Raw genomic sequence first — 8,219 nt, 5'->3', positions numbered from 1 at the left:
CGGGGGAGTACCCCCGGGGCCGGCGCCGTGCCTCACCGCTGCCGTCGTCGCGACCGCTACGGCTGCCGGTCCGCCAGGAGCGCGTCCGACGAGGCGTCGCGCTGGTGCGGGAGCACGGGCGGCCCGGAGGGAGCCACCAGAGGGCCGTCCTGGCGGAGCGATACCGTCCGCGCGGGGGCGGGGATCGAGATGCCCTCGGCCCGGTACCGCTGGTGCAGGCGCTTGATGAACTCGTGCTTGATCCGGTACTGGTCGCTGAACTCGCCCACACCCAGGATCACCGTGAAGTTGATCCTGGAGTCGGCGAACGTGTGGAAGCGCACCGCCGCCTCGTGGTCGGGCACGCCACCGATGATGTCGGCCATCACGCTGTCCACGACGTCGAGCGTGATCGCCTCGACGTGCTCCAGGTCGCTCTCGTAGCCCACTCCGACCTGCACGAGGATCGACAGCTTCTGCTCGGGCTGCGTGTAGTTGGTCATGTTGGTCCGCGCCAGGCGCCCGTTGGGGATGATCACCAGGTTGTTCGACAGGTTGCGCACCACGCTGTTGCGCCAGTTGATGTCGACGACGTACCCCTCCTCCCCGCTGCTGAGCCGGATGTAGTCACCCGGCTGGACCGTCTTCGAGGCGAGGATGTGGACGCCGGCGAAGAGGTTGGCGAGGGTGTCCTGCAGCGCGAGGGCGACCGCGAGACCGCCGACGCCGAGGGCGGTGACCAGCGGGGCGATGGACACCCCGACGGTTTCGAGGGCCACGAGCACGCCCATCGTCAGCACCACGATCCGCGTGATGTTCACGAAGATGGACGCGGAGGCCGCGACCCCCGTCCGGGACTGCGCCACCGACTGCACGAGACCCGCGACGACCCGGGCCGCGGTGACCGTGGAGATGAGGATGAGCAGGGCGGTCAGGGACTGGTTCACCAGCCCCCCGATCCGGGCGGTGAGCGGCAGAGCCGACACCGCCACGGCCACGCCCGCGATGACCGCGGCCCACGGCGCGACGGTGCGCAGCGAGTCGACGATCAGATCGTCCCCGGTCCACTTGGTCCGGAGGGCGTGCTTGGCCAGCCACTTCAACAGGGCGCGCACCAACAGCCCCGCCACGCAGCCCGAGGCCAGGGCGATGGCGACGACCACCCAGTCGTGCAGGACGAGATCACGGGTCAACGGACGTCCTCCGGGCCTCGCGCGTCCGGAGCCGACGCCGGGGACGGGACCGGGGCGGCGGCGAGGAGCGCCGCCGACGCTCGCCGTATGTGTTGTGTCGTCACGATGTCACCTGTCAGGTCGTGTTGCGTGCCGACCCCGTTCGCAAGGGTGTGCGCATCCGGGGCGAGCTGCCATCCTCCCTCATGGAACCGAAGACTCCGCAGGTGGGCCGGGCATACGACCGCCCTGCCGCCCCGGCCCCGCCGCCACCCGCCGGTCAACCGTTCGGTGCGCGCGGCCGGCCCGCGGTGTGATGTCCCGTACGGGCGGCGCTGCCCCTGCGACCCTTCGGGCCGGCCGGCTCCGACCGCGTGATCCACCGGCTCGGCGGCGAACCGTCGGTCCGCCTGCCCCGCCCGTGACCGTGGGCGGTGTCCCGCTGGATCGACGGCGAGCCGGCGACCGGTTCGGTGCGAGGGGGACGACCCGCCTGCGGGAAGCGGCGCTCGGGGCCGCGGCCGGGCCCTGGCCACCGGCCTGAACGTCCACACCGCCACCGGCCCCCGGATCGCCACCCGGACCACCCGGCAGATCACCCGGGCGCTCCTGGGCTGAGCGATCGCCGGCCGACACCCGTTGTCAGCCCCCCGCCCTAGCATGGCGATCATGAGTCACTCGCAGAACAGTTCGACCGCCGACGTGGTGCGGGGCCTCCTCGCGCCCTCACCCGCGAGCACCCCCGAGACCGCGCCTCCGAACGGCTCCGCACTCCGGGTGGTCGAGGAGGCACGCCCCGCGCGATCCGTCGGCGCGGGCGTCACCGCCGCCGGCGGGGCGGACGACGAAGCCGCGGCCCGCCTGCGGGAACTGATACGCGATCACCTCGCGGGCCGTACCGCCCGCTGGCTCGCCCTGCGCGACGCACTGGGCACGCACCGGGGCACCTTGCCCGCCCTGCTGGCCGACGTACCCGGTCCCGCACCGGCGGCGGGCCCCGGCGCGGTCCGCAGGCCCGTACCCCGCAGCGTGGACGGCACCCTGGGGCTGCTCCTGGAGCACGCCGGGCCCGAGGAAGCGGCGGCCGTGCTGGCCGCCCTGCCCGACCGGACGGTCGAGGAACTGCTCTCCGGCGGTTCGCTCCCGGGACCCGGCCTCGTCGCCGCCGTCACCGGACACGGGGACACCCGGACCCGTACCGCCCTGGCCCGCCACAGCCGGATCGACTCCCGGGCCCTCGCAGGGTTGCTCGCCACGGGCGACCCCCGGGTCGGCGCGGCCGTCTACCGCAACCCGCGCTGCACCCCGTCCCTGCGCCGCACCCTCGCGCACCGCCTCGACCGGGTCCCGATGGACGCGGACCTGCGGGCCGAACTGACCGCCCCCGACGGGAACCCGCCTGCCGGCTGGCTCACGCCCCTGCTCGGCTCCGGTGACCCGCAGCTGACCACCCGCGCCCTGCTGCTCTTCAACGGGCGGGGGGTCGTCCAGCGGTACGCGCTCGTCCGCGTGTGGGAATGCGCCGGACCGGCGGCGGTGCGCGCCATCCTCGACGACCGGACCCTCGCGTGGAGCCTGAGCATCCCCGTCGTCGCGGCCGTCGAAAAGGCGCTCGCCGCCGAAGCCCGATCGAACGACGGCGCCGCGCTGCGACGCCTGCGCGAGGGGTGCGAGCCCTACGGGGACCCCGCGCGGCTCCCGGCCCTGCTGGCCACCGCCCGCGGCACCAGCACCCTGCGCGACCTGCTCGCCGAACCGTACGCGCACGACCTGCCGGCCCTGGCCGAGGCCCACGCGGCCACCCCGTTCATGCCCAAGGCGTGCGAGGAGCTGGCCCGCCACGAGGACGCGAGCGACGAGCAGCGCCTCGCGTTCCGCCTGAGCGTCCTCAACGAGCCCTGGCGCGAGGGCGGCCGCAGGGCGGGGAACACGCACCCGCCCGCGCTCCGCCTCGCCCGGGAACCCCTGGACGACTCCGCCGCCCCCTGGGCGGAGGGCATGGTCACCGCCGGGCTGCTGGACCCGGTCGAACTGGTCGGCACCGCACACCCCGCCGTGCACGCGCTCGGCGCACTGACCCGGCTGGCCGACCGCGGACGGCTCGGCGATGCCGCCCCGGCGGCCCTCCGCGCGCTGACCGAGGCCCACCTCGGAGAGCGCCCCGAGGCCTGGACCGCCCTGGACACCCTCCTGCCGGACCACCGGGGCACCCTCCACACCCTGATCACGGAGGCGGGCGACACCCCGCCCACCGCGCCCACGGAGAACCCCCGGGGCGGGGACACGCGCACCGGGCAGCCGGCCGGCCCGCGGAACGACCCCGGGAACGGGAGCGGGGCCGAGGCCACCGGCGACGAGGTCCCCGGCGACGAGGTCCCCGGGGTCGAGCCGCCCCCGGTTCCGCAGCGGCGGGAGGAACGGGCCGCACTGGCGGCCCTCGACCTGCTGCGCTCCCTCGCCGCCGCCCCGGACGAGCTCCCCCTGCCCGCCGACCCCGGCGTGCTCCGCTTCCTGGCCCGCCACTGGCAGGAGGACGCCCCGGGTCTCGCCACCCCCCGATGGCTCGTCCGCGCCTGCGCGGAGCACGGCGTCGAGTCGCCCCACGAAGGCTCCTGGCCCACCGCGCCCGGCTTCGCCGAAGTGCGTGCGGAGCTCCCCCGGAGCTGGGGCTCCAGCACCGCGCTCACCGAGGCGGCCTACACCCAGGGCCTCCTCCCGGCCGAGGAACTCCCCGGCCTGCTGCCGGCCGCCCGCCTGCTCCGCCTCCCGTCGGACTGGCGCCGCCTCGCTTTCGCCGAAGCCTGGCGGGCCGCCGTCGGACGGCTGCTGCGCTCGACCCTCGGCACCGACCCCGAAGCCTGGCTGCGCCTGGCCGCGACCGCGTCGGCCGCCGCCGGATCCTCCGACCCCCGGTCGGCGACCGGACCCACCTGGACCGAGCTGCTGGAACTCGCCGCCGAACCCGCCGACGCACTCGCGCAGAACCCCGCGTACCGGCCGGTGGAGGACGCGGTGCCCACCACACCGGACGAGGCCCTCAAGCGCGTGGGACGGGGCGACCACCTCTGGACCTGGCCGATCGGCACCCTGCTCTGCCTGGCGGACGCCGACACCGTCGACGCGGTCCTGCCCCGCCTCGGCCCCGACGGGCCCTGGCTGCTCGCCGCGTACCTGATGCGCCACGAGCGGACCCCCCGTACCGCCTTCGGCCGACTGCTGGCCGGACGCGATCCGCAGGCCCTGCGCGTCCTCGCCGCCCGGACCCGCCGGCTGGAGGTCGGCTCCGACGTACTGCTCGCCGACCTCGACGACCCGGAGGTGGACCTGACCCTCCTGCGCCACGGCACCACCGCGCCGACGGGCCGGCGCATCGTGGCCCGGTCCCGCACCCACGGCACGCCCGGCACGCGGGCGGTGACCGTCGGCGCGCTCGCGCTGGCGGAGGCACGGCAGGACCCGTCCGGACGACTGGTCGGAGGCGTCCGCTGGCTCCACTCGGCCGAGCCGGACCTGATCGAGGAGGTCTTCGTCCGGGAAGGGCGCGACCTGAGCCTCCTCCAGCAGGTCCTCGGCTGCCTGAACCTGCTCGAACACGGCGGCACCGACCGGCTCGCCGCCCTGGTCCGACGCGACCTGCTCGGCCGGGCGGCGGCCACCCTGTGCGCGAAGGCGCTGACGTCCGCGGATCCGGCGGCCGTGCTCCGAGCCCGGGCCGACCGGGAACTGGCCCCGGCCAAGTTCATCGCACGGCTGCGGCGCGACCGTCCCGCCTGGCATGCCCCCGGTGGGGCGGCCACCGTGCCCGGCGGCATCGACTGGGCGGCCGTGGAGGCCGCCCACACCGAGGAGCCGTTGCCGCACTGGGGTTGGGTCGTCAACCATGTGGACGCCCCCGAGGGCCTGCGCCTGCGTCACGCCGCCCTGTTCCGGGAGCCGGGCCCGGACGGCCTGCCCGGCGGCGCGGAACTCACCCGGGCCCGCGCCCGGTACGGGCTGGGCGGGCTGTACCACTGCCCGCTGTCGACCCAGCTCGACGGACTGCTCGCCTCCGGCATGCTCACCGGCACCGACCTGCTGGAGGTGGCGGCCCCGGCGGCGCTGATGCTGGCCTACCTGAGCGGAGTGACCCGCCGTACGGACGCCCCGGAGCAGGCACACGCCGCCCTGACCGCCCTCACCGCCCTCGTGGCCACCCGCCTCGGCAGCGACCCGGAGGCCTGGCGGCGCGTCACCGACCGGCTCACGGGCCGGGACCCGGCGTGGGAGCCCCTGTCACCGGTGGCCGCACTGCTGGCCTGACGCGGCGCGAACGCCCGTACGGCCAACGCCCGTACGGCCAACGCCCGTACGGCCAACGCCCGTACGGCCAACGGCCGTACGGGCGGACGCCGTGTGCGGCCGCCGTAGGCTGCGTGGACGAGGAAGGGACGACTCACATGGACACGGCGCGGATCCTGCTGCTCGACGCGGCCCCCGGCGAGCTGATGGCCCGCGAACTGGACCGCCTGCTCGGCCACGGACTGGAGGTCACGCTGAACCTCCGCAGGGTCGCCGACCACGCCGGGGCCCGGGACGCCTGGGGCGACCGGGTGGAGTTCACCGACTTCGACGCCTTCGACGAGTCCGCCCTGACCGCCGCGACCGTCCACGGCGCACAGGGCTACGACGCGCTCAAGTCCCGCGCCGGCGTGCCCCTGCGCGCCGGGTTCCTCGCCGCGGCCACCGATCCCGCGCTCGTGCGCCCGCTGCGGGTGATCGGGCGGGCCGGGGCGGGCACCGACCACGTCGACCTGCCCGCCGCCGCCCGTCACGGCGTCACGGTCACCCACACCCCCGGCTCCAACGCGGGCGCCGTCGCCGAGTTCGCGCTGGCCCAGCTCCTCGCCCTGACCCGCGACCTGCCGGCCCACAACGCGACCGCGCACCGGGGTGTCTGGCGAGCCCCGGCGGCTCCGGCCGCGCAGCTGTCGGAGCTGACCCTGGGCATCGTCGGTCTGGGCCGCACCGGCTCGGCACTGGCCGGGCGGGCGGCGGCCCTGGGCATGGACGTCCAGGGCCTGTCCCGGCAGCACCGGGCCCGGGAACCGGCCCGCCCGGTCCGCTCCCTCACGGCCCTGCTCACGACCAGCGACGTGGTCTCCCTGCACCTGCCGCTCACGGCGGCGACCCGGGGGATGATCGGGCGGGCGGAGCTGGCGCTGATGCGCCCCGGCTCGATCCTGCTGAACACCGCCCGCGGCGGCATCGTCGACGAACAGGCCCTGGCCGACGCCCTGCGCGACCCCGGGCATCCCCTGGCGGCCGCCGCGGTCGACACCTTCGCCCATGAGCACGCGGCCTTCGAGTCCGCGCTGGCCGGCCTGCCGAACGCCCTGCTGACCCCGCACGTCGCCGGGATGACCAGGAGCGCCATGAGCACCGCGGCCCTGCACTGCGCGGACCACATCGCGGCCCTCCTCGGCGACCGCCCGGACGGCATCCCCGTGGTGAGCGCATGAGCGTGGTGCACGCATGACCGTGGGACGCGCGGGCCCGCCGCGGTGGCACGATACGGGGGTGGAGTGGGCGGAACTGGAAGACCGGGCCCGGGCCCTGGCGGTCGCGGGCGGACGGCGGATCCTCGGCATCGCGGGACCGCCGGGAGCGGGCAAGTCGACCCTGGCCGAGCGGCTCGCGCGGGCGCTGGGCCCCGAACGGGCGGTCGTCGTACCGATGGACGGGTACCACCTCGCCCAGGCCGAGCTCGTCCGGCTGGGGCGCGCGGACCGCAAGGGGGCGCCGGACACCTTCGACGCCGCCGGATACCGGGCCCTGCTCGGGCGGCTGCGCGCGGCGGCCCCCGAGGTGGTCTACGCCCCGGCCTTCGACCGCAGGCTGGAGGAACCCGTCGCCGGCAGCATCGCGGTGCCTCCCGGAGTACCGCTGGTGATCACCGAGGGCAACTACCTGCTGTACGAGGCGGGGGAGTGGGCGGGGCTGCGCCCCCTGCTGGACGAGACCTGGTACCTGGCTCCCGACGAGGACGTGCGCGTACGCCGCCTCGTCGCCCGGCACGTGCTGCACGGCAGGAGCGAGGCGGACGCGGCCCGGTGGGTCTCCCGCTCGGACGAGGCCAACGCCCGGCTGATCGAGGCCGGCCGCCACCGGGCCGACCTGGTGGTGGACTGACCCACCCGGTGCGGCGCACCGGCGGTGCCGGGCGACGTCAGCGGAAGGCCGTGGCGCGCACGCTGTTGCCGCACAGGGCGAAGTCGCCGCCGTCGTCCGGCGCCAGCTGGGTGCCCGCTCCCGCGACACCCACCACGATCGTGGGGGCGACCACGGGCTTCCCGCCGGAAGCGCAGTAGCCGTCGGCCTCTCCGAGTACCGGCGTGAAGGTCAGCAGGGTCGTGGCCTTGCCGCCCACCGGCAACTGCACGGTGCGCGCCTGGCCTTGGCGGACGACGGTCAGCCCCTTGTTGCTGCCGGGCGATCCCAGGCCCGCGAGGCCCACGGTCGGGAAGCCCTTGAGCGTGCACGGCTTGGAGCCCGTGTTGGTGACGGTCACCCGTACCCCGTTGGACCCCACCCGTTGCGCGCTGTCGGCCGTGAGCTGCGCGCCGGTGCAGGCCGCGGCCGGCGCCCGGGCTCCCGTCGAGGCCATGGCCGCGGCCGACGCCGTACCGGTCCCGGCCAGCAGCCCCGCGGTCAGCAGGCTCGTCGCGAGCAACGCCAGCGGGGCCTTGGCCGCGCCGCTTCTCCTCGTGCCCTTCATACGTGCTCCACCCCCCGACAGGGGGCGCCAGGATCCGGCCACCCCGTTCGATGTCGGTTCGACCCCGTTCCACTATCCCACGGGGGGCGGGCCGCCGCCTCGGTCGTCCGATCCGGCGCAGTCGGGGTGGCCCCAACGGGAGGCCAGCTTGACGATGGTGTCCCCGGCGGCGTAGGGCTGACCGCACGGGCAGCTCCCCGGGAACTTCGCCTTGACGGAGGCGAACCGCCTGCCATGACGACTGGGTCCACGCCAGTTCCGGCTCGGTGTTCCTGGAGACGTCTGACAACACGATCTGCAAGGCGCGGCTCCGG

General features: G+C 75.8%; 5 protein-coding genes. 3 read left to right on the top strand and 2 right to left on the bottom strand.

Going from position 1 to position 8,219, the window contains the following annotated elements:
- Positions 1–56: 56 nt before the first annotated feature.
- The gene (locus tag ABZW32_RS23855; protein ID WP_356218994.1) at positions 57–1,172 is read right to left on the bottom strand and encodes a mechanosensitive ion channel family protein; all 1,116 of its coding nucleotides are present in this window, start codon (positions 1,170–1,172) and stop codon (positions 57–59) included.
- Between the two features lie 648 nt (positions 1,173–1,820).
- Between ABZW32_RS23855 and ABZW32_RS23850 the strand changes: the two genes are divergently transcribed.
- The 3 genes from ABZW32_RS23850 (at position 1,821) to ABZW32_RS23840 (ending at position 7,319) form a co-directional block, all read left to right on the top strand.
- Positions 1,821–5,450 (top strand): hypothetical protein, encoded by a 3,630-nt coding sequence (locus tag ABZW32_RS23850; protein ID WP_356218991.1) that lies wholly within the window; start codon positions 1,821–1,823, stop codon positions 5,448–5,450.
- Positions 5,451–5,587: 137 nt separating this feature from the next.
- Positions 5,588–6,649: an NAD(P)-dependent oxidoreductase gene (locus tag ABZW32_RS23845; protein ID WP_356218988.1), complete on the top strand. Its 1,062-nt coding sequence runs from the start codon at positions 5,588–5,590 to the stop codon at positions 6,647–6,649.
- Positions 6,650–6,707: 58 nt separating this feature from the next.
- The gene (locus ABZW32_RS23840) at positions 6,708–7,319 is read left to right on the top strand and encodes a nucleoside/nucleotide kinase family protein (protein ID WP_356218986.1); all 612 of its coding nucleotides are present in this window, start codon (positions 6,708–6,710) and stop codon (positions 7,317–7,319) included.
- A 37-nt stretch (positions 7,320–7,356) separates the two neighbouring features.
- Here ABZW32_RS23840 and ABZW32_RS23835 read toward each other — a convergent pair whose 3' ends face one another.
- Positions 7,357–7,905, bottom strand: a complete 549-nt coding sequence (locus ABZW32_RS23835) for a DUF4232 domain-containing protein (protein ID WP_356218983.1) — start codon at positions 7,903–7,905, stop codon at positions 7,357–7,359.
- Positions 7,906–8,219 lie beyond the last annotated feature (314 nt).

Origin of the sequence: Streptomyces sp. NPDC004667 (genome assembly GCF_040609475.1) — a bacterium.
Lineage (GTDB): Bacteria > Actinomycetota > Actinomycetes > Streptomycetales > Streptomycetaceae > Streptomyces.
This window is presented reverse-complemented; position numbering and strand designations above follow the sequence as displayed.